The sequence below is a fragment of the Fructilactobacillus vespulae genome, assembly GCF_047324295.1.
GTDB classification, from domain to species: domain Bacteria; phylum Bacillota; class Bacilli; order Lactobacillales; family Lactobacillaceae; genus Fructilactobacillus; species Fructilactobacillus vespulae.
In genome coordinates this window covers 1,086,115-1,111,964 of sequence record NZ_CP137138.1, presented here as the reverse complement: position 1 = coordinate 1,111,964, position 25,850 = coordinate 1,086,115, and the positions used below count along the sequence as shown (strand labels likewise).

Below are 25,850 nucleotides of genomic sequence, written 5' to 3'. Positions count from 1 at the left end.
TAACTCCTTAATCAAAAGATGTATTTTTATTTAAAATTTTTAAACAACGAATTAATTCTTGATTTTCGTCTAATTGTTTCCATTCTTCGTTATCGGTTATTTCTTTGGCAACCTCTTGGGCAGTACTAAGAATATTCAGGTCTGCTATCGGATCTCCAATTTTAAAGTTCTGAATTCCAGACTGTTGATTCCCGAGGATATCACCAGGACCTCTTAATTCTAAATCTTTTTGCGAAATAAGAAAACCATCAGTCGAAGAACTAATTACGTCCATTCTTTTAACCCCAACTTCATTTTTAGGATCTGCAATTAAAACACAATAAGATTGTTGTGAACCTCTACCAACTCGTCCCCTCAATTGATGTAATTGCGCTAACCCAAAATGATCGGCATCAAAGATAACCATTATACTAGCATTTGAGACATCAACACCTACTTCAATAACCGTAGTTGACACCAAGATGTTAGTTTTATTAGCTTTGAAGTCTTGCATTACATTCTTTTTGTCTTCGTCATTCATACTCCCATGTAACAGACCAACCGAAAACTTTGGATTAAATTCTTGTTTAAACTTTTCAAAAGTATCGTTAACGTTTCTCATATCTAAAGTTTCCGATTGTTCAATTAATGGCACCACCACGTAAACCTGTTCCCCATTTTTTAAATGTTTCCAGAGAAAGTTCAACATGGTTCTAATTTGGGCGGACTTAATCCAGGTAGTTTTAATTGGCTTCCGTCCACCTGGCAACTCATCAATTACCGATACATCCATTTCACCGTACGCTGTAATCGACAGTGTTCTGGGAATTGGGGTTGCGGTCATCGAAAGAATATTAGTTGCTTTACCCTTTTCACGCATTTTTCTTCTTTGTTTAACTCCGAATCGATGTTGTTCATCAATGACCGCTAATCCTAAATCGTGGTACTTAACCTTATCTTGAAATAAAGCGTGCGTACCAATCACAAGATTAATACTTCCGTCTTTAATTCTAGGTAAAATCTGTTTCCGCGCTTGTTGTGGAGTATCACCTGTCAACAGCGCAACGTTAATTCCTAAATTCTGAAACAGTTCAGCTAATCCGTTTGCATGTTGTTCAGCTAAAATTTCCGTTGGTGCCAACATCACTGCTTGCTTTTTAGACCAAATTGTTGCCAATATTGCAATGGCTGCAACCACTGTCTTACCACTTCCAACATCACCTTGTAACAATCGATTCATCGTATATGGACGATGTAAATCTGCCAGGATTTCATTTACTACCCGATCTTGGGCAGCCGTTAGCCGGTAAGGAAGTTTATCAATAAATGGCATTAAATTAAGTTTGTCAGCACTAATTCTCGCATTATCATCTTTTTGATGTTGGTTCTTAATGGTTTGTAATTGCATTTGAAAAAGAAAAAACTCTTCAAATTTTGCCGTTCGTTTCGCTAATTTTACATCACTAGGACTTTTAGGAAAGTGCATATTTTTAATGACCGACAAAAATGATTCCAACCGGTACTTTTTAATTATCCATTGAGGAAGAAATTCTGTGATCACCGACTGATAATCCTTAAAGGCATCTTTAATTAACTGCCGCAACGTCTTTTGTGTAATTTTACTATTAACCGAATAAATTGGGGAAAAACGTTCACTAGTATTTCCTTTTAAAATTTTCATTCCTAAAAGGGATTTCTGGCTAGCACTAAACTTACCATAAACTAGTATTTTTTGATCAACTTCAATTTGCTTTTTTAACCAAGCTTGATTGAAAAAGGTTACAGGGATGACATCTCTTCCTACTAACAATCTAACGATTAACCGGTTCTTCTTACGACCAAAAAAATTAACCGTTGGCTCGGCAGCAACTACTCCACTAATCGTAGTCAATTGTTGATCCTTTAATTCAGATAGATTACTAACTTTAAAGTCATCATAACGAAAAGGAAAATAAGTTAAGAGATCAAAAATAGTATGAATATCTAAGTCAAATAAAGCCTCTTGTTTCTTGGGGCCCACTCCTTTTAAATCACTAATACTATCATGTAAACTTTTCATTATTTCACTCCTTTAATAACAAAAAAGCTGCCAATTCTAAAAGAATTAACAACTAACTTGCTACTACCTATTCCACCGAAATAATTAATGGATAGACAGGTTGATCACCTTCGTGAATTTCAATTTCTAATTCATCATCAATTTCTAACGCGGCATCTTCCACTTGTTTTGCAATTGAATCAGAACCACCTTCACCATAAATGATAGTAACATTTTCACTATCTTCATCTAACATTGCTTTTAACATGTTAACGGCAGCATCTTCTAATGTATCGTCGAGAACTTCAATCTTGCCATCGACAATTCCCATATAACTACCTTTTTTAATATCAAGATCATTTATTTTTGTATCTCTAACAGCTGCAGTAACTTGACCACTAACCACTGTATCTAAGGCATCTTCCATAGTTACTTGATTATCTTCTAAACTAGCAACTGGATTAAATGAAAACATAGCAGTTAATCCTTGAGGGATGGTTTTAGTATGAACAACTTTCATTGGTACATCAGTTAAGTTTTCTGCTTGTTCTGCTGCAAGAAAAATATTTTTGTTGTTTGGTAAAACAATTACATTTTTAGCGTTAGCATTATTAACCGCATTAACAATATCTTCAGTACTAGGATTCATGGTTTGACCACCACTAATGATATTAGTAACTCCAAGGCTCTTAAATAGTTTTTCCAAACCTTTACCAGCAACTACTGAAATAATTGCTAAATCCTTAGGTTCTTCAGAAGCAGCTTTTTCTTCTTCAGCTTCGTCATTTTCCATAATTGTTTCTTGTTGGCTTCTCATATTATCGATTTTAATGTTGATTAAATCACCGAATTTTTGGCCCCAAGCTAAAACTTTTCCTGGTTGTTCAGTATGAACATGGACCTTAGCTACTTCATCGTCATTAATAACCAACAATGAATCACCTAATGGAGCTAAATAGTTATAAAAACTATCATAATCAAAATCATTTTGGAACTCTTTTCCCTTTCCAAAACGAACTGTCATTTGCGTACAATAACCATACACGATATCATCTGGATTCAATTTACCTTGAGCACTTTCATGATGATCTTCATTAACTAATTCATCCATTTTATTAGATTCAACGTTAACTTTTTCGTGTGCATTGGTATTTGTTTCTCTACCATTTAGAACATCATCAAATGCTTCTAAAACAAATGCTAGTCCTTGCCCCCCAGAATCAACTACACCAACTTGTTTTAAAACAGGTAGTAAATCTGGTGTTTTAGCCAACGCTTCATTAGCACCTTTAGTAATTGCATCCATTACTTTAACGATATCATCGGTTTTTTCGGCTTCTTTTTGACCAGCATTAGCTGCATATCTAACCACAGTTAAAATAGTACCTTCTGTAGGCTTCATAACTGATTTATATGCAGTTTTGGCTCCGGCCACAACTGCCTCTGATAAGTCTTTCGCATTTAAAGTGTCTTTTTCTTCAACATCTTTAGATAATCCTCTAAAAATTTGTGAAAGAATAACCCCAGAGTTACCACGGGCACCCATTAACAAACCTTTAGCAAGTGCTAAAGCCTTACCACCAACTGTATTACTTGATGAATTTAGGACGTACTTAGCCCCACTTTCCATCGATAAACTCATATTAGTTCCCGTATCCCCATCAGGCACCGGGAAGACATTCAATGAGTTGATATATTCTGCATTATTTTTTAATACGACTGATGCAGCTTGAACCATTTGGTCGAACTCTTTAGTCGTAATCTTAGTTACTGGCACTATTATCCAATCTCCCTTTTAATTCAAACTAATTTACTTTTACACCTTGTATAATTACATTTACTGCATCAGCATTAACGCCAAGCATTGTTTCTAAATTATATTTAACTTTGCTTTGAACGTTTCTAGAAACTTCAGAAATCTTGGTTCCATAACTGACAATAATATTTACATCAACTTCAATCTTATCTTGAACTTGACGAACGACAACTCCACGTGAGTAAGCATCTCTACGTAAAATCTCATTAACATTATCTTTAATTTGATTCTTGCTTGCCATACCAACAACACCATAATTATCAGTAGCGGCACCACCAACGACAGTAGCAATAACGTCATTATCGATGTTGATAGAACCATATTGATTATTCATGTTCACAGCCATTGCGCATGCATCTCCTTACTTTAACGTTTATAACGATAACTTATGATATCTTATTTCAGATAAAAAATCATTCATTTGAAATGATTATATCTACTTAATTACTTTTATAGAACAGTACCTTTATTGTACCAGTTTATACTTATTTAAGCTAACTTGTTTTAATCCTTGATATCTAAAGATTCAAAAATTCAAATCACCTAGTTTTACTTTTACAACCTTAAAAACATTAAAATGAACTAAATAGTATTGATTTTGCTAGAAAAATTTGGTGTCAAGTAAGATTACTTGAAAGATTAATTGCAATTGTAGCAATAATATGATAAATTATTAATGTAGTTTATTACGCATTTTAGAAAACAAAAGGAGGGATATTCCATGGCAAAAGATGCATTAACAGGAAAAAGAACCCACTTTGGTAACCGTCGTTCACACGCTTTGAACTCTTCAAGAAGAAGTTGGAAGCCAAACCTACAAAAGGTTCGTATCTTAGTAGATGGTAAGCCAAAACGTGTTTGGTTAAGTGCTAGATCATTAAAATCTGGTAAATTCAAACGAGTATAATTTTAAGATTTTAATTAATTAATTAAAAAAAATAAGCATCCATTAAATGGATGCTTATTTTTTTATTTAATCTCGACTCTGAATAACCATTAAAATTCCGTTATCAAAGCTAAACGTTCCCTGCTCCCCTACAAATTCATTACTAGAAAATGAGGTCGGATAACGAACGATAAAATTATCTAACGTATACTTTTCATCATATAAATTCAAAGTCGTCTTTTCCATATTTACGAAGTCTAAATACTTCATTTCTGGAATTTTTGCAATTTGATGCTTACCGGGTTTATAAAAACTAACGTAATTATGTGCATCAATCAAACTAATTAATTCAACATATTCTCGATAATCAGGCTGATTCATCATCAACAGATTAGTCAATAGTTGATCAAGTCTTCCACCTGAAAAACCATAAATATTAATTTGACTACCCGGAAAATGCTTCATTACATATTGGATTGCTAACTGGGTATCAGTATAGTCTTTAACCGGATTTGAAGTTACCACTTTGGATACATTTTGCTTAATTAGTTTCAACTCTTCATTACTAACTGAATCAAAATCACCCACTGCAACAATTGGTGTTATTCCAAGTTCCAACAACCTTAAAGATCCCCGATCAACACCAATAAATTCGCCCTCGATTTGACCTTTAATCAATTGTTCAGGCCATTCACTCTTAGGACCACCAGCTAACAAATTAATTACTTTCATAACTAGAAATCAGTAGCTTTTTTGATTGCGTTAATCTTTTCAGCAGGGTTATCAGCACCAAAAACATATGAACCAGCAACGGCAACGTTAGCACCAGCTTCATAAGCTTTTACCACTGTTTGATCATTAACTCCACCATCAATTTCGATATCAAAATCAAAATCAGCATTTTCATTACGAAGTTTATTTAATTGAGCAATCTTCTTAATAGTTTCTGGCAAGAATTTTTGACCACCGAAACCAGGATTTACAGTCATAACCAGAACTTGGTCAACCATTGAAAGAACTGGTTCGATTGCTGCAACTGGAGTTCCTGGATTAATGACAACTTCTGCTTTAACACCTTTATTTTTAATCATTTGTAATGCACGGTGAATATGTGGAGTTGCTTCAACATGAACACCAATTAAATCAGCACCGTTGTCAGCAAATACATCAATAATTTTTTCTGGGTTTTTAACCATTAAATGACAATCTAATTCCATATTAGTAATTGGTCTAATAGCAGGTAACCAATTTGGACCATAAGAAATTGAAGGAACGAAATCTCCATCCATAACATCAATGTGAAGAACTTCAGCACCAGCTTTATCAACTTCTTCAATTGATTTTTGTAAGTTTACATAATCAGCACTTAAAATTGAAGGCGCAACTTTAATCATGTTATTTTTCTCCTCTTTTATAAATAATTTTTTGACTTTTTATCAAAGCATATTGTTTGAGGTAGTTATCGTACCTACTAGTTAGAATTGTACCATTTTTAACATCGTTTTTCACCGCACACTTTGGTTCATTGATGTGTAAACATTCCCTAAACTTACATTCAGAAGAAACGCGTTTAAAGTCAGGATAATAGTTTTTTAATTCATTAACTTTGATTCCAAGTGAATCAAATGATGAGAAACCTGGGGTATCAGCAATTATTCCATCATTAATGGTAACTAATGATACTTTTCTAGTGGTATGTTTACCACGGCTAAGCGCCTTAGAAACTTCTCCTGTTTCTAATTTTAACTCAGGTTTTAAATGGTTTAATAAAGTAGATTTACCTGCTCCAGTTTGACCCATAACCACGGTCTGCTTTCCCGTTAACAAACTACGCAATTTAGCATAATTTGCTTCAACGTCGTCGGAATAAACTACTTCATAACCAACTTTTTCATGATAATCAGAAGCAATTTTTTGAAAATGAGCTAACTGTTTTTCATCAACTAAGTCTAGTTTAGAAAAGAAAATAATTGGTTTGATTTTTTCTGCTTCCAAAACAACCAATTCTTTATCTAATAAAATATCCGAGAAATCCGGCTCAATTGCTGAAACCACAATAATTGCCTGATCTGTATTCGCAATGGGTGGACGAACTAATTCATTTTCTCTAGAAAGTATTTTTAAAATGTACCCCTCGTTACCATTAGTTACGTCGAACTCAACTTCATCTCCAACGACCGGCTTAATTTGTTTTTTCCTAAAGTTTCCTCTTGCTCTAGTTCTATAAACTACACCATCTGAGAAAACATCATAAAATCCACTTAATGATTGATAAATTTTTCCTTTTTTCATATATATACCTTATTTGACCCTTTTAAACCCAGCAATATAGAAGCCATCTGAACCATAATCATCCGGAAAGACTTTCAAATAATCTGAATTTTCATTAGGTTTTAAATTATTTTTGGTTTTAACTTTAATTGATTCAAAATTTGGATGAGTTTCTAAAAATTGTTTAACTACTTTAGAATTTTCCTGATTTAGAATTGTACAAGTACTATATACCAATTGACCATTAACTTTTAATTTGGGTGCCACCGCATCTAAAATCTCACTCTGAATTTTACTTAAATCAGTTACATCTTTAAGTTGCTTTTCATATTTAATCTCAGGTTTTCTTCTAATTAATCCCAGACCTGAACACGGTGCATCTACTAGTATTTTATCAAAAAATTCATCTGAAAACTCATCATTAACATTAGTAGCATCCATTGCCTTAACCTTAACGTTTTGATCAAGTCCCATTCGAACAGCATTTTTAATTATTTTAGGAAGTTTATTTTCATGAAGATCAACAGCCACCACAAAACCATCATCTAATTGCTCTGCAATTTGAGTCGTCTTACCGCCTGGTGCAGCACAAGTATCCAAAATAACATCACTAGAATTAATATCCATTGATTGAACTGGAAGCATCGCACTTTCATCTTGAATAGTATAGAAGCCTTGTTTAAATAAATCTGTATGTGCAGCTACCCCATTAGAAACTACTAAAGCATCCGCAGCAACCTCACTCTTTCTCACTTCAAAGCCTAAATCACTTAACTGAGCTTGTAGTTCTTCAAGATTAGTTTTCTTTAAGTTAACTCGAATAGATTGATTTGCTGCTTGATTAATTGTACTTAAAATTGATTTGTTTTTTTGTTTTCCTACCTGATTATTCAGTTGTTGGATTAGCCAAACCGGAACACTAGCAGAAATTGATTGTTTTTCCAAATCTGAAAGACGATGAGAAATTTCAGGAACACCATTACGATCAATTTTGTGCAATACAGCAGTCACTAATCTTCTAGTGCCATCGTCACCACGCTCTTTAGCAATTTTAATACTCTCGTTAAAAATTGCTCTGTTGGGAACTTTGTCTAAGTATTGCATTTGATAGATTGCACTATACAATAACTCTTTTACCCACTGTTTTAATTTATGTGGATGTTTAACTAAAACATCAATGTAATAGGCAAACGTTAGCCGATGCTGAATCACACCATAAACAATATTTGTAAAAAGACGAATATCTTTTTCGTTCATTTTAGTTGAATCAATCACGTTGCTAATTTGTAAGTTTGAATATGCTCCATCAGAAACTTTTTCCAATGTTTTAACCGCTAGGTACCGTGGATTGTTTGTATTATTAGTCGTCAATAAATTGGTCTCCTACTTGTAAGTTTTGCTTTCCGTTTAAGAAATCAGTAATCATTTTTTTAGGTTTTCCTGCAGGTTGAACCTCATTTAACTGTAAAACAGTTCCTTCTCCAGCAGCAATTTGTAAATGGTGCTTATCTTTGAGAAATATTTTCCCTGGATCAATCTCAGTTTTTGCTTCAACTACTTCAGCATTCCAGATTTTAAAACGTTTTCCCTCAACCAAAGCAAACGCAATTGGATCTGGACGTAATGCTCTAATTTTACAATCTAATTGAAATGCAGTTTGCTTAAAATCTAATACTTCTTCTGAACGTTTAATGTTTGGTGAAAAAACCACTTGAGATTCTTCTTGCTTAATTGGATTAATATCATTAGAAATGATTTTAGGTAACGTTTCCATTAGTAAATCTCTACCTACAATGCTTAACTTTGCAAACATTGATTCTGTATCATCTTTTTTGGTAATGGGAATTGCCCGTTTGGAGATAATATCTCCGGCATCCATACCCTTCACCATATACATAATTGTAATTCCAGTTTCTTGATCACCATTCATAATTGCATATTGCACCGGTGCTCCACCACGGTACTTTGGCAATAAAGAACCATGAACATTAACCGCAGCAATTTTTGCCGCATCCAATAATTTGGTTGGTAAAAATTGGCCATAAGCCGCAGTGATTATAAAATCAGGTGCTAGCTTAATTATGGCGTCCATTTCTTCACTACCACTCAATTTTTCTGGTTGTAAAACGGGAATTTCTAATTCTTCAGCAGCTGCTTTAACCGGAGTTTTAACAATTTTCCGTTTTCTACCCACAGGGCGATCCGGTTGTGTAACTACGGCTGCTACGTCATATTCCTTATTAAGTTCTTTTAAGATTGGAACACTAAATTGTGGTGTTCCCATAAACACTATTTTCTTCAAGTAAAATCCTCCGTTACATAAAACTAACCGGTTCCGAATCAATCGCAATTCGTAAACCTTTTCTAACCTCAGTTTGTGATAATTGCTGAATTTTTCTCAGCGTTGCCGCCAATCTGGGGTCCTTTTTAAATTTAATAATAATTTGATAGTAATATCGTTTCTTAATTCTGGCAATTGGTCTGGGAGTCGGACCCAAAATCATAGTCTGTTCCCCAAGATTTCCTTTTAAATATTCTAAAATTCGAAAAGATTCCTGTGCCGCTTGCTGTTCGGTTAAAGAACTGATTGTTAACTTAACCGAGTAATAGTACGGCGAATACCCTGCCAGATGACGCAATTTCATTTCTTTTCTAAAGAAACCTTCATAATCTTGTTTTTTAGCTAACTGGATTGCATAATGATCAGGATTAAATGTTTGAATAATTACTTTACCAGTTTTATCAGCTCTTCCAGCCCGTCCTGAGACCTGCGTTAGCAGATCAAAGGTTCGTTCACTAGACCTAAAATCAGGTAACTCTAACCCAGTATCGGCATTCAAAACTCCTACAAGGGTAACGTCTGGAAAATCTAATCCTTTGGCAATAATTTGCGTTCCTAATAAAATATCAGCTTGATGACTTCCAAACGCATTTAAAATTCTTTCGTGCGCTCCCTTTTTTCGGGTTGTATCAACATCCATTCTAATAATTCGCGATTCTGGAATTAGTTGTTGAAGTTCTTTTTCTGCTTTTTCCGTACCGGTTCCAAAATAGCGAATATTTTTACTTTTACAATTTGGACATTGATTAGGAATTGCTTCTTCAAAACCACAATAATGACATTTCATCGTATGTGAATCTAAATGCATTGTTAACGAAATATCACAATTGGGGCACATTAATACATAACCACAATCACGACACAACATAAAAGAGGAAAATCCCCGTCGATTTAATAGCAAAACTACTTGGTTATTGGCAGCAATGGTTGCTTTAATAGAATCAATCAAAGTACCAGAAAACAGATCACCATGATTCTTTATTTCCTGAGTCATATCTACAACTTGTACCTGTGGCAAGGTTTGCTGATTAACCCGTTGTGTTAGTCGAATCAGTTCATAAACTCCCTTTTCAGCTCTTGCTCTAGATTCTAAAGATGGAGTTGCACTACCCAAAACGACCGGGCAATGATAATAATTACTTCTCCAAATTGCGACATCTCTTGTATGATACCTAGGATTATCATCCTGCTTATAGCTAGTATCATGTTCTTCGTCTAAAATAATTAGTCCAATGTTTTTCAACGGAGCAAAAATCGCCGAACGAGCACCAACTACCACATCAACTTCTTGATCTCTAATTCGACGCCACTCATCGTATTTTTCCCCGTTTGATAAACCACTGTGTAATATGGCAACTCTAGAGCCAAAGCGACTTTTAACTCGGTTTACAATTTGTGGAGTTAAGGAAATTTCTGGGACCAACATTAGAGCTGTTTGATTGAGCTCTAAGGCTTGCTGAATCGTTTGTAAATATACTTCCGTTTTTCCTGAACCAGTTACCCCTTCAACTAAATAGGTTTTAGATTGCTTGGATTTTATATCATCATTTATTTTTTGGACTGCAATACTTTGTTCCTTAGTTAAAACCTTGGGCTGATCTAATTTGATTTGATGTTTGTATGGATTACGATATTTTTCAATCTGCTGTTTACTAATGTACTTTTTTTCGCTAAATGCCTTAATTGCAGAAATTGAAATCCCCTGGTTTTTAATGATTTCTCTTTGAATTAGCGGTTCATTAGGATATTTGGTCAATAGATTCAATAATTTAAATTGTGCTTTAGCACTCTTATTTAATCCTTTTTTGACTGTTTCAAAATCACTAATTTCATTTTTTATTGCTAGTTCTGTTTTAGCGCGTGCTTCATTTTTTACTTGATATTTAAACTGCACCTTAGCACTTTTTTTCAAACGTAATAACTCGCTTAGTTGCGAATTAGAAAAATGTTCATTATCAAATAAAACCTTATTATTGTTTTCAGTGAAAATTTTGGTTAATTCAGGATCCTCAATCTGGCCAACTAATTCTACCTCTTTTTCATACTTTGCCTTCAAAAGATTAGGCAGCATTGTTAATAAACAACTAATTTGAAATGAATACGTGGTCCGTGCTAGCCAATTAGATAAATCAATTAACTCCTGATTAAGAACTGGTTCAAAATCCATTACACTATCGATTGCTTTCAAATCAGTTCCATCAGTCAAATTGTCATTTAAATCGACTACAAAACCTTCTATTTTACGATTACCATTTCCAAAAGGGACCACCACTCGCATCCCTTTTTTGATAACGGTTTGTAAATCAGTAGGAACCAGATAAGAAAAAGGTGTGTCAGTTTGCATCGTTGGTACATCAACAATAACATCAGCAATTTTCATAGGTTCCTCCTGTTCTTTTATCGTAATTTTTGTTCAACAATTTCAATTATTTTTTGAGCAATTTCAATTTTTGAAGCAATCTCAGTTTTAATAACTTTTTGTTTATCATCAATAATAGTTACTTGATTATCATCACTACTAAAACCAATTTTGGGATTAGAAACATCATTTAAAACAATCATATTCAAACCTTTAGCTTTTAACTTTTTTTGCGCGTTTTTCTCAAAATTTTGAGTTTCAGCTGCAAAACCAACAATCAATTGGTGTTCTTGTTTGGCAAGTGCAACTTGTTTTAATATGTCTGGGGTTTTTTCTAAGATTAATTCAAAGTAATCTTGATTTGGATCTTTTTTAATTTTTTGTTTGGCTACCTCATGAACGCGAAAGTCACTAACTGCTGCAGCCATAATCAATGCATCGTAACTAGGTAGTTCACTCAAAACTGTATTCATCAACTCAGAACTGGTCCGAACGGGAACTACTTTAATTCCTGAAGAAGCTTGTAGATTACAATTTGCACTAATTAGTGTTACTTCTGCCCCTGCTTGCGCTGCTGCTTCAGCAATTGCATAACCCATCTTACCAGAAGAACGGTTAGAAATAACTCGTACCGGGTCGATATCTTCTTGAGTACCCCCAGCCGTGACTAAGATTTTAAAGTTATTTAATTCCCCGGTTTTAATTAGACTTCTTTTTACTTGATTAATAATATCTAAGGGCTCTAGCATTCTTCCCTTGGCTGAATATCCTTCAGCTAACATTCCCGTTGCTGTATCCAAAACGGTTATTTGATTTTTCTTTAAAACTTCTAGATTATTTTGGGTTGCAAAATTATGAAACATAACATCATTCATCGCCGGAACGATAATTTTACGAGAATCCGTTGCTAATAGAGTGGTTAAAGCAAAATTATCGGCAATACCATTAGCCAATTTAGCAATAAAATCTGCAGATGCCGGTGCAACAATTGATAAATCAGCCCATTTAGCTAATTCAATATGTTTGATTTGTTCAGCATCATCTGTAAAAGAATTATCATCATACACAAAATGTTTAGAAAGTGATGCAAAGGTTAAGCTAGAAACAAATTTTTCTGCAAAAGAAGTCATTACCACTCTTACTTCAGCACCATTACGTTGTAATTCTCTCAACAAATAAACCGATTTGTAAGCTGCAATACTACCAGTTACATATAAAACGACCTTTTTATTTAACACTTCTTCACCTTCTCTTTGTATTATCTAATTATACAATATTTATCATTAATATATAAAAACCATTACGCTAAATTACGTAATGGCTTTTATAACTATTTACTAGGTTCAATTTTTAATACACCAGCAGCAATTTCTTCTAATGCCATTCCTACTGTTTTTTTATTATGATACTTAGTTAGTAAAGGAGCTGCACCTTGATCTAATTCTTCAGCTCGTTTACTTGCTAACATAATCAATGAATATCTTGAATCAACGATTTCTAGTAACTTGTCAATTGATGGGTATAACATTACAATTCATCTCCTAAACTTGATAGGTAATCTGGCATTACACGATTAACCTTTAATCTTTCACTTTTAACTACATCTTTAATTTGATTTACTGCGTTATCAATTTTATCATTTACAATCGCATAATCATAGTTCTGCATCATTCTTATTTCTTTTGATGCTTTTTGAATTCGTTTGTTAATGACTTCTAAATCATCTGTTCCACGACCAACTAAACGACTTCTTAGTTCCTTAATATCGGGAGGAGTTAGGAAAATAAACACTCCGTCAGGACAGTTAGCACGAACTTGTAAAGCACCATTAACTTCAATTTCTAAAAATACGTCATGACCAGAGTCTAATTGATCATTTACATATTTTAATGGTGTTCCGTAGTAGTTATCAACGTATTTAGCGTATTCTAACATTTCCCCATTTTTAATGTTTTCTTCAAATTGTTCTTTAGAAACAAAATAATAGTCGACCCCGTTTTTTTCCCCTTCTCTGGGACTTCTAGTGGTCATTGAAATTGAATAATTAAAATCAACCGTTTGGTCTTCAAATAATGCTTTACGAACTGTTCCTTTACCAACACCTGATGGTCCTGAAAGAACAATTAACATTCCCCTTTTTGACATTTAAAAAAACTCCTCCGTAAATTTACTAATACGAACATTATCACTTTTTTTAACAAAATAATCAAGATGATTTATGCAAATCCGAACTTTTTTCTTGATCAGCAAGCTGCAATAATTCCTCTGCATGCTCCAACGTCAATTTAGTTACCGTCGTTCCTGCCAGCATCCGTGCCAATTCATTTATTCGATCTGATCCGTTAATCGCCGTAATCGTGGTTTCAGTCCGATTATTTTTATCAACGTGTTTAGCAATAAAATATTGATGATCAGCCATTGCAGCAACTTGGGGTAAATGCGTGATACAAAGAGCCTGCGATTTTAAACTAACGTGATGAATTTTGTTGGCAATTGCTTGTGCAACACGACCAGAAACACCCGTATCAACCTCATCGAAAATAATCGATGTAACCCCTTGAAGTTTTGAAAAAATCGTTTTTAACGCCAACATAATCCGGGACAATTCACCACCAGAAGCAATCTTAACTAAAGGCTGCATTTCTTCGCCCGGATTAGTTTGAATATAAAATTCAATGCTTTCCATCCCATTTTTATTAAAAGTTCCTTGGGATAACTCTTTAAAATGAACTTCAAACACAGTCTTTTCCATATACAAATCGGCTAACTGCTGATGGATAGTTTTAGTTAATAACTCAGAACCCTTCCGGCGAATTTTAGTTAATTTTTCTCCACGTTTAATCAAGTCATTTTTTAAATGACCTAATTTGGCTTCTAAATCATCGCCATTTGCTGACTCTGATTTCATTTCACTTAATTCAACGGATATTTTTTCATAATATTCTAAAACTTGTTGAATTGAATCACCATACTTGTGTTTAAGTTCATAAATGGTATTTAAACGTGCTTCAACTTCATCTAAACGACCTTGGTCAAATTCTAGTGAGTCTAGTTGATTACTAATTGCACTGGTAGCATCCTGAAGCATATAGAAGGCTCCATTTATATTTTCAGAAATTTGCTTAAAATCTTCATCAATTTTTTCTACGTTTTCAATCTCACTCATAGATTGGCCAATCATATCAATCGGGCTAAGAGTCTCATCCCCCTCAATATTTGCTAAGGCCATACTTAAACTTTGGTTAATCATTTGAAAGTTATTTAACCGATTACGTTCACTAATTAACTTTTCTTCTTCACCGTTAATTAAATCAGCTTTTTCAATTTCATTAACTTGAAATTTCAGCATATCGAGGCGTTGAGCCCACTCTTTTTCATTTTGATTCTTCGTTTCAATGCGTTTTTTTAGCTTTAGATACTCTTCGTACTTTTCTTGATAAACAGCTAACTCTTTTTCTATTTTAGTTCCAATAAATTCATCTAATAAGTAGATATGTTTATCACTTTGCATTAAAGATTGATGCTCATTTTGACCATAAATATCAACTAAGGTTTCTCCAACTTTTTTTAAGGTACTGGTATTCACCAGCATCCCATTAATACGACAAACGTTTCTTCCGTTTCGATATAATTCTCTTTGCAAGATTACATCGTCATCTTCATGATCAATTCCAAATTCATCCAAACGTGCTTCAGTAAAGCCATTCTTAGGAACTTCAAATAAACCTTGTAAAACTGCTTTATTTTCTCCAGCTCTAATGAAATGCTGTGATCCTCTTCCACCGGCTAATAACCCCACTGCATCAATTATGATTGATTTACCAGCACCAGTTTCCCCGGTTAAAGCTGTCATTCCGGATTCGTATTTAATTGAAAGTTTATCAATAATCGCAAAGTCTTTAATTGAAATTTCTTTTAACAAAATGACACCTCACTTACTAATTATTTAAACCTTTATATGCATGATCTTGAACTTCTGAAATTGAAATATCTGGACTAATAACTGGATTTTTTGTTGATTTAAGATGAACCAGAAATTCAATATTTCCCACTCCACCCTTGATGGGAGAAAAATCCAATCCAATAACTGAAAAACCGGCAGCAATTGCATAACTCATAACTTTTTTAATTACATCATTATGAACCTGGCTGTCTTTTACAATTCCATGTTTTCCAACGTTTTCTTTTCCGGCTTCAAATTGTGGTTTTATCAAAGCAACCACTTCACCGTTTTCCTTAATTATCTTTTTTAAGGGTTCTAATATTAAGTGCAAGGAAATAAAGGACACGTCAATTGAAGTAAATTCGGGTTGTCCTTCCGTAAAATCCTCTGGCTTACTATATCTAAAGTTAGTATTTTCCATTACAACTACTCTTGGATCATTTCTTAACTTCCAGACTAGTTGGTTGGTACCTACATCTAACGCATAACTTAATTTGGCGCCGTTTTGTAACATTACATCCGTAAATCCACCGGTTGATGATCCAATGTCTAAAACAGTTTTGTCTTTAACCGAAATATTAAAACTTTTGAGTGCTTTTTCTAGCTTCAAACCACCCCGACTAACATAAGGCATTACTTTGCCCTTTAAATGCAATTCGGTGTCGGCTGGAATTTTCACTCCCGGCTTATCCAGTCTTTGTTCATTCTTTCCTAAAATTTCACCGGCCATTACAGCACGTTTAGCTTGTTCTCTACTATCAAACAATCCCTGTTGAACTAGTAGTACATCAATTCTTTCTTTTTTTGTCATTCTACCTTTTTCCTATTTCAAAATAAGTGAAAAATGATTTCAAAATCACTGTAACCTTTGCGTCTTCTAGATTATCAACTGCATTTTCACCTTGTTTTATTATTTCTGCGAGTTTGTCTTTTGCGTTTTCAATCCCTAACAAATTGACATAGGTGTTTTTTTCAACATCTTCATCAGAACCCGTTGCCGGATTATCTAAAATATCGTCATAAATTTGAAAAGCTACTCCAAAACTCCAAGCAAACTTCTTTAACTGCTCTAGGTCATGATCACTAACTTTGGCAATCATAGCACCTGCCACAACGCAATAATAAAACAATTCTCCGGTTTTCTTTTGGTCCAAAGTTTGTAGTTGTTCTAACGTTAAGCTACTATCCTCAGAAGAAACATCAATCACCTGACCTGCAACCATTCCGCAAGGACCTGCTGATCTAGCTAATTGATTAATTAAGTCAACTTTAACTGCTGAATTAAGTGAACTATCCGCAATCCATTCAAATGCTAAAGTTAATAATCCATCGCCTGCAAGCGTTGCAATATCATCACCAAATTTGACGTGATTAGCTAATTTACCCCGACGATAGTCGCTATTATCCATTGCCGGTAAGTCGTCGTGAATTAAAGAATAGGTATGAATTAATTCCACTGCAGAAATCACTTTGATTAACTCTTGATTAATAGCTACTCCATACGAATCTAAAACAGCTAAACTTAAAAGTGGGCGTAGTCTTTTACCTCCAGCCATTAATGAATAACTCATTGAATCAATTAAAAGTTTATTTGTAGAAGATTTTACGATGTTTTCGCTTAAAAACTTATCAATTAACGGAATATATTTGGCTTCAAATTCTCCTAATACTTGTTTTTCAGTTTCCATTAGAATGATAAATCTCCATTTTCATCATTATTTTGGTCTTGATATCCCTTATCTCTTGTAAAAGGAACCTCTTCGCCACTTGAATCAACCATTTTGGTCAATGTCTTTTCTGCATTTTCTAATGTGGATTGCATTTCTTTGCTTAATTGAATCCCGGTTTGAAATTCAGTTAAAGCTTTTTCTAAAGGAACATCACCACTTTGTAAGTTATTAACAATTTGCTCTAATCTATTCATATTTTCTTCAAATGTCATTTTATGTTCAGCCATTATTACACCTTTTTCTGATTAATTTTTGTAATATTTGCAGCAATTGATCCGTCAGACAAATCAACTTTGATTTCTTCTTTATTAGAAACCTGATCAACTGATTTAATTAAATTACCTTGTGAATCTTTAACTAGACTATAACCCCTCGACATAATCTTCAATGGACTTAAATGATCCAGGGCAGCAATTTCATTCGCCAATTTATCATTTTTTTGTTTATGAATTATTTTGATTGCATTAATTAAGTTGGTGTTTAAATATTCTAGTTGTTTTTGATTACTTTTTATTTGATTTTTAGGTGATTCAGCAATTAAATTTGATTTTAAAACTTCAAATCGATTCACATCTTGATTAATTATAGTTTTAAATCCTACTTGAACTTTTTCAGTTAAAATATCAAGTTGCTGCTGGTATGATTCATATAATCTTTTAGGATCTTGAAAAACATAGCTTCGTTTTAACTGCTCTAATTTCTGTTGGTTGGTTCTAATTAAATTTCTGATTGAGTTATTCATTATGTTATTGGCATTATTAAGACTAACTATTAAATCAGAAAGTACTGGAGATGAAATGACTCCAGCTTGGGTAGGCGTTGATGCCCGAACGTCAGCAACCAAATCAGCAATTGTATTATCAGTTTGGTGCCCGACAGAAGAAATCACCGGAACCCTGCTATTATAGATCGCTCTAGCTACAATTTCTTCGTTAAATGGCCATAAATCTTCGATTGATCCACCACCACGTCCAATTATCAACGTATCAAAGTCACTACGTTGATTGACAGCTTCAATTTGTTGAGCAATCTCTGTAGCAGCCCCATCACCTTGAACTGCTGCCGGAAATAAAACCACCTGGATATGATTATCCCGTTTTCTAACTGCATCAATAATATCTCGAATAACTGCACCACTTTGTGAAGTAACTACCGCTATTTTTTTAGGATATTTAGGAATCAACTGCTTATGCTCTGGTGCAAACAACCCCTCACTAAAAAGCTTTTTCTTTAACTGTTCATATGCTAAGTACAGGTTACCGACACCATCTGGTTCCATCGATTCCACGTAAATTTGATATTGACCACTTTTTTCAAAAGTGGAAACTCGACCAGTTATTAGAACTTTCATTCCTTCTTCGGGCTCAAATTTAACTTTATTAAAGGCACCTTTCCACATTACCGCGCTTAAAACTGACTTATCGTCTTTAATGACAAAGTATTGGTGTCCAGGACGTTTTCTCCAATTAGAAAGCTCACCAGTAACATAAACCTTAGTTAGATAAGGATCTTTTTCAAATTTTTTATGAATATATTGATTTAATGAAGTAACCGTTAAATACTCATGATTCATTTTAATTTGCTCCATTCACACATTTCAACAGTTTGTTGCATCAGAGTTGCAATTGTCATTGGACCGACTCCACCGGGTACCGGTGTAATATAGCCTATTTTGCTATTTTCAGGGTCATAATCAACGTCTCCGACTAATTTACCATTCTTATCTAAATTTTGTCCTACGTCGATTACACAGGCTCCTTCTTTCAAATCGGCTTCTGTAATTGTTGCTACCTTTCCAACTGCAGAAATTACGATATCAGCATCCTTTGTATATTCCGTAATATCTTTAGTATGACTGTGGACATCAATAATCGTTGCGTTGGCATTTAACATTAAAGCAAGCATTGGCTTTCCAACAATTGAACTTCTACCAATTATTACTACTCGAGCACCATCAACATTAATATTATATTTTTCAAGAAGTGTCATAACTCCTTTAGGCGTACATGCTACCGGATATGGTTTGGAAACATTTAGAAATAAATTACCAACATTCACAGGATGAAAACCATCAACATCTTTGTGGTAATCGATTGTTTCAATCACTTTTTGTTCATTAATGTGCTTAGGTAAAGGTGATTGAACCAAAATACCATTGACTGTGGGATCATCATTTAATCGTTCAATTTCAATTAAAAGATCACTTTCAGAGATTGTTTCTGGAAAAACTTTACTAATTGAATTAATTCCCAACTCAATTGCTTTCTTTTCTTTCATATGAACGTATCTTTGACTAGCCTGATTCTCACCAACTAAAATAACCGCTAAACCAGGTTGAATCCCCTGTTTTTTTAGCTGTTGTACTTTTTCTTTAGTGGTTTCATTAAGCTCTTTAGCAATTTTTCGACCATCGATTGTTTTTACCATTTAATAACCTCCATTCATATCCGACAAGTTAAAACTAATTTTAGCATATTATTTTATCTTTCACTGAATGAAAAGAAAAAGAACCCGAAATTAATCTGGGTTCTTTTTCATGTTTTTATCTAAAATAGCGTTAATAAAGTTGACTGACTTATCATCACTAAATTTCTTTGCTAATTCAAGTGCTTCATTAATTGAAACTTTAGCTGGAACATCATCTACAAATTTCATTTCATAAAATGCTAGTTGTAAAATAATCAAATCAGCTTTATTTAATCGGGATACTACCCACTTAGAATCAAGTAATGGTTGAATTGCTTCGTTAATTTCACTTTGGTGTTCTCTAACACCGAAGACTAATTCATGGTAATAGTCTGGTATTTCGTTGGCATCATTTTTAGTAATGTAATGAAAACATTCATCAACATTAATTTCATCATTGCTTTCTAAAGCAAACAATGTTTGAAATGCCAGTTCTCGAATTTGATGTCTGTTAACTTTCACTATCTTCTCCATCATTATCAAACAAACTGTCTGTATCCACTTTGGCTTCCTTTTCAGGAACTACTCCTACAACGTGAACATTAACTGCATCAACGTGTAAGTCAGTCATGAAAAGAAGTTGTTGCTTAACTTGATCTTGAACTTGAAGGGCCACTTTAGGAACTGAAACCCCATAGTCTAGGTAAGCATAAACATCAACATCAAGTGCATCGTCATCGTTAAAGAGAAGTTTAATGCCGTGGCTACGTTCTTTTCTCCCGAACAATCCTTGAACGCTGGAAGAGAAAGTTCCACGCATCTTATTAACACCATCTACCTCTGTAGTAGCGATACTAGCAATTATTTCAATCACATTTGGTGCAACTTTTATATCCCCTAAGTCGCTTTCTTTATTACTTAATGTAATAAATTGATCTTCTGCTGCCATTTTCATAGCCCCCAATTCAAGATTTTTTAATTATTATTTACTATCTTTATCACGTGAAATGTAAGTACCATCAGTAGTATTGATGATTAACTTATCACCTTGGTTAACAAAGAATGGAACTTGTAGAATTAAACCAGTTGACATAGTAGCTGGCTTTGAACCACCAGAAGCTGTATCACCCTTAATACCAGGTTCAGTTTCGGCAACTTCAAGGCTCACAGTCTTAGGAACTTCAATTCCTAGAGTTTCACCTTTGTATTGCATAATTTGAACTTCCATATTTGGTTGAAGATACTTCATTGCTTCTTCAGCTGCTTCATTAGGAATGGTAATTTGATCAAAAGTTTCATTATCCATGAAAACTAAACCAGTTCCATCATCATAAAGATATTGCATCTTCATTGTATTGATTTCCGCTTTTTCCATTTTGGCACCTGAACGGAAAGTCTTTTCTTGTACCGCACCAGTTCTAAGGTTCTTTAGTTTAGTACGAACGAAAGCTCCACCCTTACCAGGTTTTACGTGTTGGAAATCTAGAATTTTCCAGATTGCGTTATCAACTTCGATTGTTAAACCAGTTTTAAATTTTGCTGTAGAAATAGCCATAATAAAAGCCTCCTATGTTTACTATTAATCATATCAATTATAAGTGTCTGAAATCAAGCCCCATCCACTATTGGCATAAAAAAAGACCCACTATAACGCGGGTCTATATTTTATTTACTTGTTAGCAGTTTCAGCTTCTGGGTAAACAGAAACTTGACGTTTGTCTCTACCTAAACGTTCGAAACGAACAACACCATCAGCAAGTGCGAATAAAGTATCATCAGAACCACGTTTAACGTTTACTCCTGGGTAGATATGAGTTCCACGTTGTCTGTAGATGATTGAACCAGTTGTTACACTTGAACCATCAGCAGCTTTAGTTCCCAAACGACGACCAGCAGTGTCACGACCGTTAGATGATGAACCCCCAGTTTTATGGTGAGAGAAGAATTGTAAATTCAATTTTAGCATGTGCAATACACCTCCATATTTAAAAATTATTTTAATTTAACGAAATCAGAATATTCATTTGATAAATCAATAATTCCATTTTGTAAGGATAATAATAAAGTTTGAACCTTAACATTGTTAACATCAGCATCATTAACTGAAACTTTGATATAACCACCATTTTTTTCATCTTGATGAACCACCGGATCAATTCCGGCAACTCTAGATAAATTATTAACCGTGGTAATCACTAAAACAGATGCGGCAGCACAAACAATATCATGCCCGTATTCATCTGAATCTGCATGACCTGTTAAACTAAAACCGGTAATTAGATTGTCAGATGAATTAAATTTAGCTTTAATCATAATTAATTAAGCGTTAATTTTTTCAATCTTAACTTTAGTGTAAGGTTGACGATGACCCTTCTTAGAAGTTGAACCCTTCTTAGGCTTGTAACGGAAGATAGTAATCTTCTTTTCCTTACCTTGTTTTTCAACTGAAGCTTCAACTGAAGCACCATCAACTAATGGAGTACCAACTTTAGTAGTGTCTCCACCAACAAATACAACTTGGTCAAAAGTAACCTTAGTTCCTTGGTCACCATCTAACTTTTCAACAAAGATAGAATCACCTTCAGAAACCTTGTATTGTTTTCCACCTGTAACGATAATTGCGTACATGTACATGCACCTCCTTATAATAATATGCTTAGACTCGCCAGATATGAGCGCCTTTTCGATCTTAATTACTCAAACTGTGCGGTTGTAGCTGTGAAAGTCCACAAGTACAACATGTTTATTTTATCTAATAATGTTTTTTTTGTCAAACAAAAAAGACAATCACCTTTTCAGATGACTGCCTTTTTAACAATGTCGCAGGAGCGACTCGAACGCTCGACCTACGGTTTAGAAGACCGTTGCTCTATCCAACTGGGCTACTGCGACATAACAAAAATAATTATAAGGTATATTTTGCCGTAGGTCAATATCATTTTAAAGATTTTCTTGTTCTTTTTTAACTTTTTCTTGAAAATCTTTTTCAAATCCCGTCTCATCAAACTTCAAATCACTAAAAATCCATTTATAAAATAAAATCCAACCATGTCTAAAACTAGTTTTATCCTTTTCATAAAAAGATTTTAAGATCATATTTTTGATTGATAAATACAAGGTATCCAATTTTGCCTTATCATCAACCGGTAAAATCTGTAATCGTTTCTGCTCTTTCTCACTTAATTCAAATATATCAGTCCAATTACAAATGCTTGCCATTAAAAAGAAATCTTTAAGAACTCCAATGGCAGCATCAATTTGTCGCTCTGAATCTAATTTAACCGCCGAATTAATCTTAGTATCATCTAACCTAGAAGATACTGCCAATTCACCCAGATGGATGTCTAAAGACGTTACAATCGACAATAAATGATGATTATCTTTCCAAACCATTTGTTTTTTAGCTTCAAATTGCCGATATAAATTAACAGTCATATCATTTAGTTCATTAAAGTTCATCATTATTTCTCCACTTCTCTATCAAAGTATTTATCTCTTTAAGCTCTGCTGGATGTTCAACCAGATTAAACCAGTGAACATTTAACTTGTTTCTAAACCAGGTTAACTGTCGTTTGGCATAATGTCTAGAATCTTGCTTAATTTGAGAGACCACTTCTTCTAAATTACTATCACCAGAAAAATACGAATCAAATTCACGATATCCAATCCCTTTACTAGCTGGATTTTCCATCCCGCCATTATTGAACAACCATTGATTTTCTTCAAGTAGGCCTTGTTTCATCATTTCATCAACTCGAGAATTAATCCGTTGATAAAGCAACTGACGATCACAATTCAATCCAATTACTAACGCATCGTAACGATCACCAAAGTTTTCTTGATCCGAAAAAAGCTTGCCCGTTACCTGATAAACTTCCAAGGCTCGAATGACCTTTCTGGAATTATTAACCGGAATTTTAGCAGCAGATAATGGATCAATCGAATTCAATCGATTCCAAAGTGCTTGGGAACCAGATTTTTGGAGTTCAAGTTCCAAATTTTTCTTAATCGCATCGTTTGAACTCTTTTGTCCCCCAAAAGCTAATCCTTTAATTAAAGCTTGTAAGTAGTAACCAGTTCCCCCAGCAATAATTGGAAGTTTTCCCTGGTTAGTTATCTTTTCAATCAAATCACCAGCATCAGAAACAAAATTCACAACACTATATTGTTGTTGGATATTTTTTATATCAATCAAGTAATGATTAATCCCCTTCATTTCAGTTGGGGTTATTTTTGCCGTTCCAATGTCTAAACTACGATAAACTTGCATTGAATCTCCAGAAATAATTTCTCCAGAAAATTTTTGTGCCAAATCAACCGATAAAGAACTCTTCCCCACCGCTGTAGGTCCTGCAATTATTAAAACTTTTTTCATATTCACTGTCCTTAAAAATAGGTTTGTTACTGGATATTTTAAACTAAATAAAGCATAATTAAAATGTATAAATATAAGGAGGTTTATAACTATGCATAAGTTTGGTAAAGGATTTGCAACAGGTGTTGCTGCTATGATTGGAGTTACCGCCGGAGTTCTATACTCATTTAAAAAAGCAGTGGTTGAACCAATCGAATCACAAGAACAAAAAGAAGAAGAAAACCGTAAAAAGTCACAAAGAAAAGCCGGTTCTTCTCACTTAGGTTAATCAAAATAAAAGAGAGCTCAAATGAGCTCTCTTTTTTTAGCCTTTTTTAACTTTTCCATCCCAATTTTGATATCCTTTATCTAAAATTGAAATGTTTTTGAAGTTTTTATTGTTCAAAAATTTCGCAGCTTTCATGCTAATTGTAGTAGTTTGATCATACAAATAAACCGGAAGATCAGGTCTAATATCAGCATAAAAATTCTTAAAAGTTGAGTAAGGAATATTACGGGCGCCTAAAATATGTCCATTTTTAAATGGATTAGACTCTCTCAAATCAATAACTTGAGCTTTCCGCATTCCTTTTGTAAATTCATCTTCAGATAAAAATTTAGCGTACTTTTTAGTTCTGAAGATATTTAAATAGTGCACTCCCATCCAAATGGCAAATAAAATAATAACTGCAACTAAAAAGATAGTTATAAAATTCAAAAATCCAGCCAAGCAGATTCACTCCAATCCTTTAGTTATATTATTTAAATTGTAATGCCATTGAAGCGGCACCAATCACACCAGCATCATTACCTAACTCAGCTAATTTAATCTTAGTTGAATCTCTAACTGAAGAGAAGGCATTTTCTTGGAAGTATTTAGTAGTTGGTTGTAATAAAGTATTTCCGGCGTTTGATACACCACCACCAATAATAATACTTGCTGGGTTAAATGTATTACCAATCATTGATAATGCTAATCCAAGGTAGAAACAAACACGATCAACAACTTGGTTTGCTAAAATATCACCGTTATCAGCTAGATAGAAAACAAGTTTTGAAGTAACTTTTTCGTCACCATTAATTAATTCTTTCAAACGTGAAGTACCACGGAAATCTTTAGTCATATCTTCAGCAAGTCTAACGATTCCTGTAGCTGATGCATATGTTTCTAAACAACCTTGTTTACCACAAGTACATTGGTAACCTCTTGGTTCAACTGTAATATGACCAATTTCACCAGCTCCACCATTTACACCATGAATCAACTTACCATTGGCAATTACACCACCACCAACTCCAGTACCAAGTGTTGCAAAAACAACATCAGCTTCTGCACTACCAGCACCTTTCCAGTATTCACCTAGTGAAGCTACGTTAGCATCATTATCAAGGTCAAAAGGCAAACCAATTCCATCTTGGATTAATTGTCTAATTGGTTGTTCATCAACCCAGTTTAAATTATATGCTTCAGAAACAGTTCCACGTTCACTGTTTACAGCACCTGGAGTTCCCATACCAATTCCGATAAAATCGGCTTTAGTTTTTCCAGCTTCTTCAATGTGCTTATTGATTGATTCAATGATATTTTCAACAATGTGACTACCATTATCACTAATATCAGTAAGAATTCTCCATTTGTCTAAAACTTCTCCTTCTTCGTTAAGAAAAGCCATTTTAGTTGTAGTTCCACCTAAATCAATTCCAATTAAGTTTTTTAACATGTTCAC

At 33.9% G+C, this 25,850-nt stretch carries 30 protein-coding genes, 1 tRNA gene and 1 other annotated feature; of the genes, 2 read left to right on the top strand and 29 right to left on the bottom strand.

Annotation, left to right across the window (positions count from 1 at the left end):
- Nucleotides 1–7 precede the first annotated feature (7 nt).
- The 3 genes from recG to R4B61_RS05555 all read right to left on the bottom strand — a co-directional run bounded on the left by recG (nt 8) and on the right by R4B61_RS05555 (nt 4,179).
- The gene (gene recG / locus R4B61_RS05565) at nt 8–2,038 is read right to left on the bottom strand and encodes an ATP-dependent DNA helicase RecG (RefSeq protein WP_413627277.1); all 2,031 of its coding nucleotides are present in this window, start codon (nt 2,036–2,038) and stop codon (nt 8–10) included.
- Between the two features lie 67 nt (nt 2,039–2,105).
- Nucleotides 2,106–3,794 (bottom strand): DAK2 domain-containing protein, encoded by a 1,689-nt coding sequence (locus tag R4B61_RS05560; protein ID WP_413627276.1) that lies wholly within the window; start codon nt 3,792–3,794, stop codon nt 2,106–2,108.
- A 28-nt stretch (nt 3,795–3,822) separates the two neighbouring features.
- Entirely contained in the window at nt 3,823–4,179 is a 357-nt protein-coding gene (locus tag R4B61_RS05555; RefSeq protein WP_413627275.1) for an Asp23/Gls24 family envelope stress response protein, read from the bottom strand.
- A 375-nt stretch (nt 4,180–4,554) separates the two neighbouring features.
- Here R4B61_RS05555 and rpmB point away from each other — a divergent pair, with 375 nt between their 5' ends.
- Nucleotides 4,555–4,740 (top strand): 50S ribosomal protein L28, encoded by a 186-nt coding sequence (gene rpmB / locus R4B61_RS05550; protein WP_413627274.1) that lies wholly within the window; start codon nt 4,555–4,557, stop codon nt 4,738–4,740.
- Nucleotides 4,741–4,806: 66 nt separating this feature from the next.
- On the opposite strand, the gene R4B61_RS05545 is transcribed toward rpmB, so the two are convergent.
- The 24 genes from R4B61_RS05545 to miaA form a co-directional block, all read right to left on the bottom strand.
- Entirely contained in the window at nt 4,807–5,451 is a 645-nt protein-coding gene (locus R4B61_RS05545) for a thiamine diphosphokinase (protein WP_413627273.1), read from the bottom strand.
- A gap of 2 nt (nt 5,452–5,453) precedes the next feature.
- Nucleotides 5,454–6,113, bottom strand: coding sequence for a ribulose-phosphate 3-epimerase (rpe, locus tag R4B61_RS05540; protein WP_413627272.1), 660 nt, complete (start codon nt 6,111–6,113; stop codon nt 5,454–5,456).
- Nucleotide 6,114: 1 nt separating this feature from the next.
- Nucleotides 6,115–7,011 (bottom strand): ribosome small subunit-dependent GTPase A, encoded by an 897-nt coding sequence (rsgA, locus tag R4B61_RS05535; RefSeq protein ID WP_413627271.1) that lies wholly within the window; start codon nt 7,009–7,011, stop codon nt 6,115–6,117.
- Between the two features lie 9 nt (nt 7,012–7,020).
- Nucleotides 7,021–8,361 carry a 16S rRNA (cytosine(967)-C(5))-methyltransferase RsmB gene (gene rsmB, locus R4B61_RS05530; RefSeq protein WP_413627270.1) on the bottom strand — a complete coding sequence of 447 codons (1,341 nt, stop codon included), beginning with the start codon at nt 8,359–8,361 and terminating at the stop codon, nt 7,021–7,023.
- Nucleotides 8,351–9,292 carry a methionyl-tRNA formyltransferase gene (fmt, locus tag R4B61_RS05525; RefSeq protein WP_413627269.1) on the bottom strand — a complete coding sequence of 314 codons (942 nt, stop codon included), beginning with the start codon at nt 9,290–9,292 and terminating at the stop codon, nt 8,351–8,353. The genes rsmB and fmt overlap by 11 nt, the downstream gene beginning before the upstream one ends.
- 13 nt (nt 9,293–9,305) lie before the next feature.
- Entirely contained in the window at nt 9,306–11,711 is a 2,406-nt protein-coding gene (gene priA / locus R4B61_RS05520; RefSeq protein ID WP_413627268.1) for a primosomal protein N', read from the bottom strand.
- 17 nt (nt 11,712–11,728) lie between these two features.
- Entirely contained in the window at nt 11,729–12,928 is a 1,200-nt protein-coding gene (gene coaBC, locus R4B61_RS05515; protein WP_413627267.1) for a bifunctional phosphopantothenoylcysteine decarboxylase/phosphopantothenate--cysteine ligase CoaBC, read from the bottom strand.
- Nucleotides 12,929–13,020: 92 nt separating this feature from the next.
- On the bottom strand, nt 13,021–13,218 hold the full coding sequence (gene rpoZ, locus R4B61_RS05510) for a DNA-directed RNA polymerase subunit omega (RefSeq protein WP_413627266.1): 198 nt from the start codon (nt 13,216–13,218) through the stop codon (nt 13,021–13,023).
- On the bottom strand, nt 13,218–13,835 hold the full coding sequence (gmk, locus tag R4B61_RS05505; protein WP_413627265.1) for a guanylate kinase: 618 nt from the start codon (nt 13,833–13,835) through the stop codon (nt 13,218–13,220). Before gmk ends, rpoZ begins: the two co-directional genes overlap by 1 nt.
- Before the next feature lie 61 nt (nt 13,836–13,896).
- The gene (recN, locus tag R4B61_RS05500; RefSeq protein ID WP_413627264.1) at nt 13,897–15,612 is read right to left on the bottom strand and encodes a DNA repair protein RecN; all 1,716 of its coding nucleotides are present in this window, start codon (nt 15,610–15,612) and stop codon (nt 13,897–13,899) included.
- A gap of 16 nt (nt 15,613–15,628) precedes the next feature.
- On the bottom strand, nt 15,629–16,444 hold the full coding sequence (locus R4B61_RS05495; RefSeq protein ID WP_413627263.1) for a TlyA family RNA methyltransferase: 816 nt from the start codon (nt 16,442–16,444) through the stop codon (nt 15,629–15,631).
- A gap of 1 nt (nt 16,445) precedes the next feature.
- Nucleotides 16,446–17,321: a polyprenyl synthetase family protein gene (locus R4B61_RS05490; protein WP_413627262.1), complete on the bottom strand. Its 876-nt coding sequence runs from the start codon at nt 17,319–17,321 to the stop codon at nt 16,446–16,448.
- Entirely contained in the window at nt 17,321–17,590 is a 270-nt protein-coding gene (locus tag R4B61_RS05485) for an exodeoxyribonuclease VII small subunit (protein WP_413627261.1), read from the bottom strand. Before R4B61_RS05485 ends, R4B61_RS05490 begins: the two co-directional genes overlap by 1 nt.
- Nucleotides 17,591–17,592: 2 nt before the next feature.
- On the bottom strand, nt 17,593–18,936 hold the full coding sequence (gene xseA, locus R4B61_RS05480) for an exodeoxyribonuclease VII large subunit (protein WP_413627260.1): 1,344 nt from the start codon (nt 18,934–18,936) through the stop codon (nt 17,593–17,595).
- Complete coding sequence (locus tag R4B61_RS05475; RefSeq protein WP_413627259.1) at nt 18,933–19,790, bottom strand: bifunctional 5,10-methylenetetrahydrofolate dehydrogenase/5,10-methenyltetrahydrofolate cyclohydrolase; 858 nt, start codon at nt 19,788–19,790, stop codon at nt 18,933–18,935. Before R4B61_RS05475 ends, xseA begins: the two co-directional genes overlap by 4 nt.
- Before the next feature lie 90 nt (nt 19,791–19,880).
- The gene (gene nusB / locus R4B61_RS05470; RefSeq protein ID WP_413627258.1) at nt 19,881–20,291 is read right to left on the bottom strand and encodes a transcription antitermination factor NusB; all 411 of its coding nucleotides are present in this window, start codon (nt 20,289–20,291) and stop codon (nt 19,881–19,883) included.
- Complete coding sequence (locus tag R4B61_RS05465) at nt 20,281–20,718, bottom strand: Asp23/Gls24 family envelope stress response protein (RefSeq protein ID WP_413627257.1); 438 nt, start codon at nt 20,716–20,718, stop codon at nt 20,281–20,283. Before R4B61_RS05465 ends, nusB begins: the two co-directional genes overlap by 11 nt.
- Before the next feature lie 33 nt (nt 20,719–20,751).
- Nucleotides 20,752–21,324: an elongation factor P gene (efp, locus tag R4B61_RS05460; protein ID WP_413627256.1), complete on the bottom strand. Its 573-nt coding sequence runs from the start codon at nt 21,322–21,324 to the stop codon at nt 20,752–20,754.
- Between the two features lie 114 nt (nt 21,325–21,438).
- A complete protein-coding gene (gene rpmA, locus R4B61_RS05455; RefSeq protein WP_413627255.1) occupies nt 21,439–21,735 on the bottom strand; it encodes a 50S ribosomal protein L27 in 297 nt (98 codons plus the stop codon).
- A gap of 26 nt (nt 21,736–21,761) precedes the next feature.
- Nucleotides 21,762–22,082 carry a ribosomal-processing cysteine protease Prp gene (locus R4B61_RS05450; RefSeq protein WP_413627254.1) on the bottom strand — a complete coding sequence of 107 codons (321 nt, stop codon included), beginning with the start codon at nt 22,080–22,082 and terminating at the stop codon, nt 21,762–21,764.
- A 6-nt stretch (nt 22,083–22,088) separates the two neighbouring features.
- Nucleotides 22,089–22,397 (bottom strand): 50S ribosomal protein L21, encoded by a 309-nt coding sequence (gene rplU / locus R4B61_RS05445; protein WP_413627253.1) that lies wholly within the window; start codon nt 22,395–22,397, stop codon nt 22,089–22,091.
- Between the two features lie 20 nt (nt 22,398–22,417).
- Nucleotides 22,418–22,491, bottom strand: a sequence feature (ribosomal protein L21 leader region).
- Nucleotides 22,492–22,587: 96 nt separating this feature from the next.
- Nucleotides 22,588–22,661, bottom strand: a tRNA-Arg gene (locus R4B61_RS05440).
- Nucleotides 22,662–22,709: 48 nt separating this feature from the next.
- Entirely contained in the window at nt 22,710–23,231 is a 522-nt protein-coding gene (locus tag R4B61_RS05435; RefSeq protein ID WP_413627252.1) for a hypothetical protein, read from the bottom strand.
- Nucleotides 23,218–24,144, bottom strand: a complete 927-nt coding sequence (gene miaA, locus R4B61_RS05430; RefSeq protein WP_413627251.1) for a tRNA (adenosine(37)-N6)-dimethylallyltransferase MiaA — start codon at nt 24,142–24,144, stop codon at nt 23,218–23,220. The genes R4B61_RS05435 and miaA overlap by 14 nt, the downstream gene beginning before the upstream one ends.
- A gap of 91 nt (nt 24,145–24,235) precedes the next feature.
- On the opposite strand from miaA, the gene R4B61_RS05425 reads away from it, so the two are divergent.
- Nucleotides 24,236–24,412 (top strand): DUF3042 family protein, encoded by a 177-nt coding sequence (locus R4B61_RS05425; RefSeq protein WP_413627250.1) that lies wholly within the window; start codon nt 24,236–24,238, stop codon nt 24,410–24,412.
- A 36-nt stretch (nt 24,413–24,448) separates the two neighbouring features.
- Here R4B61_RS05425 and R4B61_RS05420 read toward each other — a convergent pair whose 3' ends face one another.
- Together R4B61_RS05420 and R4B61_RS05415 are read right to left on the bottom strand one after the other, a co-directional pair.
- On the bottom strand, nt 24,449–24,853 hold the full coding sequence (locus R4B61_RS05420; protein WP_413627249.1) for a rhodanese-like domain-containing protein: 405 nt from the start codon (nt 24,851–24,853) through the stop codon (nt 24,449–24,451).
- Nucleotides 24,854–24,881: 28 nt separating this feature from the next.
- Nucleotides 24,882–25,844: an ROK family glucokinase gene (locus R4B61_RS05415; protein ID WP_413627248.1), complete on the bottom strand. Its 963-nt coding sequence runs from the start codon at nt 25,842–25,844 to the stop codon at nt 24,882–24,884.
- Between the last annotated feature and the right edge of the window lie 6 nt (nt 25,845–25,850).

Bases quoted from the DNA above. Each gene is read 5' to 3' on its own strand.
- rplU (WP_413627253.1), bottom strand. From the start codon at position 22,397: ATGTACGCAATTATCGTTACAGGTGGAAAACAATACAAGGTTTCTGAA.
- R4B61_RS05425 (WP_413627250.1), top strand. From the start codon at position 24,236: ATGCATAAGTTTGGTAAAGGATTTGCAACAGGTGTTGCTGCTATGATT.
- rpmA (WP_413627255.1), bottom strand. From the start codon at position 21,735: ATGCTAAAATTGAATTTACAATTCTTCTCTCACCATAAAACTGGGGGT.
- R4B61_RS05450 (WP_413627254.1), bottom strand. From the start codon at position 22,082: ATGATTAAAGCTAAATTTAATTCATCTGACAATCTAATTACCGGTTTT.
- rsgA (WP_413627271.1), bottom strand. From the start codon at position 7,011: ATGAAAAAAGGAAAAATTTATCAATCATTAAGTGGATTTTATGATGTT.
- efp (WP_413627256.1), bottom strand. From the start codon at position 21,324: ATGGCTATTTCTACAGCAAAATTTAAAACTGGTTTAACAATCGAAGTT.
- priA (WP_413627268.1), bottom strand. From the start codon at position 11,711: ATGAAAATTGCTGATGTTATTGTTGATGTACCAACGATGCAAACTGAC.
- rpmB (WP_413627274.1), top strand. From the start codon at position 4,555: ATGGCAAAAGATGCATTAACAGGAAAAAGAACCCACTTTGGTAACCGT.
- R4B61_RS05415 (WP_413627248.1), bottom strand. From the start codon at position 25,844: ATGTTAAAAAACTTAATTGGAATTGATTTAGGTGGAACTACAACTAAA.
- xseA (WP_413627260.1), bottom strand. From the start codon at position 18,936: ATGAATCATGAGTATTTAACGGTTACTTCATTAAATCAATATATTCAT.
- gmk (WP_413627265.1), bottom strand. From the start codon at position 13,835: ATGTCAAAAAGGGGAATGTTAATTGTTCTTTCAGGACCATCAGGTGTT.
- miaA (WP_413627251.1), bottom strand. From the start codon at position 24,144: ATGAAAAAAGTTTTAATAATTGCAGGACCTACAGCGGTGGGGAAGAGT.
- R4B61_RS05475 (WP_413627259.1), bottom strand. From the start codon at position 19,790: ATGGTAAAAACAATCGATGGTCGAAAAATTGCTAAAGAGCTTAATGAA.
- recG (WP_413627277.1), bottom strand. From the start codon at position 2,038: ATGAAAAGTTTACATGATAGTATTAGTGATTTAAAAGGAGTGGGCCCC.
- R4B61_RS05465 (WP_413627257.1), bottom strand. From the start codon at position 20,718: ATGGCAGCAGAAGATCAATTTATTACATTAAGTAATAAAGAAAGCGAC.
- R4B61_RS05495 (WP_413627263.1), bottom strand. From the start codon at position 16,444: ATGACAAAAAAAGAAAGAATTGATGTACTACTAGTTCAACAGGGATTG.
- R4B61_RS05485 (WP_413627261.1), bottom strand. From the start codon at position 17,590: ATGGCTGAACATAAAATGACATTTGAAGAAAATATGAATAGATTAGAG.
- rpoZ (WP_413627266.1), bottom strand. From the start codon at position 13,218: ATGTTATACCCATCAATTGACAAGTTACTAGAAATCGTTGATTCAAGA.
- R4B61_RS05545 (WP_413627273.1), bottom strand. From the start codon at position 5,451: ATGAAAGTAATTAATTTGTTAGCTGGTGGTCCTAAGAGTGAATGGCCT.
- R4B61_RS05490 (WP_413627262.1), bottom strand. From the start codon at position 17,321: ATGGAAACTGAAAAACAAGTATTAGGAGAATTTGAAGCCAAATATATT.
- R4B61_RS05435 (WP_413627252.1), bottom strand. From the start codon at position 23,231: ATGATGAACTTTAATGAACTAAATGATATGACTGTTAATTTATATCGG.
- R4B61_RS05555 (WP_413627275.1), bottom strand. From the start codon at position 4,179: ATGGCTGTGAACATGAATAATCAATATGGTTCTATCAACATCGATAAT.
- rpe (WP_413627272.1), bottom strand. From the start codon at position 6,113: ATGATTAAAGTTGCGCCTTCAATTTTAAGTGCTGATTATGTAAACTTA.